This window comes from Cellulophaga sp. (genome assembly GCF_039943695.1).
Lineage (GTDB): Bacteria > Bacteroidota > Bacteroidia > Flavobacteriales > Flavobacteriaceae > Cellulophaga.
On sequence record NZ_JBDVAA010000119.1, the window covers coordinates 1 to 2,749 of the forward strand.

3 protein-coding genes are annotated in these 2,749 nt (G+C 32.3%); all 3 read right to left on the reverse strand.

Annotated features, from left to right (window positions below):
- Positions 1-144: 144 nt before the first annotated feature.
- Positions 145-1,836 (reverse strand): energy-dependent translational throttle protein EttA, encoded by a 1,692-nt coding sequence (ettA, locus tag ABJD66_RS08375; protein WP_348130351.1) that lies wholly within the window; start codon positions 1,834-1,836, stop codon positions 145-147.
- 87 nt (positions 1,837-1,923) lie between these two features.
- Entirely contained in the window at positions 1,924-2,100 is a 177-nt protein-coding gene (locus ABJD66_RS08380) for a CAL67264 family membrane protein (protein WP_170854685.1), read from the reverse strand.
- Between the two features lie 65 nt (positions 2,101-2,165).
- Positions 2,166-2,749, reverse strand: a 584-nt coding sequence (locus tag ABJD66_RS08385; RefSeq protein ID WP_348130355.1) for a Gfo/Idh/MocA family oxidoreductase, incomplete at its 5' end; no start/stop codon positions are given.

The window sequence follows — 2,749 nt, forward strand, 5'->3', positions numbered from 1 at the left end:
AAATTAGTAACAGAAAGTAATAAAGATATTGAAGTTGTACAGTTAGACTGGTACCCAAATAACTCATACTAAAAAACTTAATAAAAGTAAAAAGCTCCTTATATTTTTATAAGGAGCTTTTTTTATCAAAATAATTAAAGGTAATTACCTAATTAATTTTTTATACTTAATACGTTTAGGAATCAAGTCACCACCTAATCGTTTCTTTTTATTCTCTTCATAATCAGAGAAAGAACCTTCAAAGAAATAAACTTGCGAATCCCCTTCAAAAGCTAAGATATGCGTACAAACACGATCTAAAAACCATCTATCGTGAGAAATAACTACAGCACAACCTGCAAAATTATCTAAACCTTCTTCTAAAGCACGCAGTGTATTTACATCTAAGTCGTTTGTTGGCTCATCTAAAAGTAACACGTTACCTTCTTCTTTTAACGTCATTGCTAAATGTAAACGGTTACGCTCACCACCAGACAACATACTTACTTTTTTATTTTGCTCACTACCAGAGAAATTAAACCTACTTAAATAAGCTCTAGAGTTTACTTGCTTACCGCCCATCATTACCAACTCTTGCTCATCACTAAAGTTTTGCCAAATTGTTTTTTCTGGATCAATTTTAGAGTGACTCTGATCTACATATGCAATTTTAGCTGTTTCACCAACACTAAACTCACCCTTATCCGGAGTTTCCTCTCCCATTATCATTCTAAATATTGTTGTTTTACCAGCTCCGTTAGGACCAATAATACCTACAATACCAGCTTGTGGTAAATTAAAGTTTAAGTCTTCGTACAATAATTTATCATCAAAAGCTTTACTAACACCTTTAGCCTCTATTACGTTTGTTCCTAAACGTGGACCATTAGGTATGTAAATCTCTAATTTTTCGTCAAGTTGTTTTTGATCTTGACTCATTAATTTATCGTAGTTTTTTAAACGTGCCTTTTGTTTAGTTTGGCGACCTTTAGCTCCTTGGCGTACCCAATCTAACTCTCGTTCTAAAGTTTTTTGGCGTTTAGAGGCTGTTTTGCTTTCATCTGCCATACGTTTAGATTTTTGATCTAACCAGCTAGAGTAGTTTCCTTTCCAAGGAATACCTTCACCTCTATCTAATTCTAAAATCCAACCAGCAACGTTATCTAAAAAGTATCTATCATGCGTTACAGCAATAACAGTACCTTTATATTGTGCTAAATGGTGCTCTAACCAATGTACAGACTCTGCATCTAAGTGGTTGGTAGGCTCATCTAATAATAAAATTTCTGGTTCTTGTAATAACAGTCTACATAAAGCAACTCTTCTACGTTCACCACCAGATAATACACTTATTTTTTTATCGCCATCTGGAGTTCGTAATGCATCCATAGCAATTTCTAGTTTAGTATCTAACTCCCAAGCATTGCTAGCATCTATCTGGTCTTGTAACACAGCCTGTCTGGCCATTAACTTATCCATTTTATCTGCATCAGAATACACTTCTTCTAAGCCAAACATATCGTTTATCTTATTGTACTCATCTAAAATAGCAACAGTTTCTGCAACACCTTCCTTAACTATTTCTATTACCGTTTTATCATCGTCTAATTTTGGCTCTTGCTCTAAATAACCTACTTTATATCCTGGAGAAAAAACTACATCACCTTGGTAATTTTTATCTAAGCCAGCTATAATTTTTAATAAGGTAGATTTACCAGATCCGTTAAGACCAAGAATACCAATTTTGGCACCGTAAAAGAAACTTAAATATATATTTTTTAATACTGGTGTATTTGCCGTTTTAAAGGTTTTTGTAACACCAGACATTGAAAAAATGACTTTTTTATCGTCAGACATATCTTTTATTATTATTTAGTTGTTAATTGAATTAAAAAAAGGCAAAACAGCATAAGATTACGCTGTTTTGCCCAAATATATTGTGTTTTACACTCTTCCTTTAAGTGCATTAAAAACCCAAGCAATAGCAAAAAAGCCAAATCCTACGGCTGCAAATCCCCATCCGGCAACATCATCATACCTAAAAGCACCAAGTGCAATTAACGCCAAGCCTACAAATATCATTATAAATGTAGCCCACGCTAAAACTGTATTTTTATTCATCTTCTAATTTTGTTGGTTTAGTAATTGTCAAATATCGTAATTTTATAGGTAATTTACCTAATAAATTAGGCTTCAAAAGGAAAAACTATATTTGTTTTTTCTCTAATTTGATCTAATAATTGTATTAAGTCTAAACTATTTTGATGAGACCATAGTTTACTTTCTATTTGGTTGTTAGTTATACATTTATGCACCTCCTCTATTTCATAGGTATAACCTACTCCTAATTTTGGTGTTTTAAAATATTCTTTTTCTCTAGACTTTTCAATATAATAACCTTCTGCTTCATGCCATCTAGTTTCTAATTTTAAAAGACCTTTATCACCTGCTATCTCAGAGCTTGTCTCGGTATTAGCAGTTAAAGCACTATACAAATGCGCCTGTGCATTATCATACTTAAAAATAATAGAAACTTGTTTTTCTACACCTGTTTTATAAAAATTTGCTGTAGCTATTATTTCATTAGGCTTACCCAAAAGTAAATACGCTAAAAAAACAGGATAAATACCAATATCTAATAAAGATCCACCCGCTAAATTTGGATTTAAAAGCCTGCTTTCCTCTGCTCTATCCAAACCATAAAAAGCAAAGTCAGATTTTATATAGCTTATTTCTCCTAACTCTTTTGCATCTACAATTTGCTTTACTT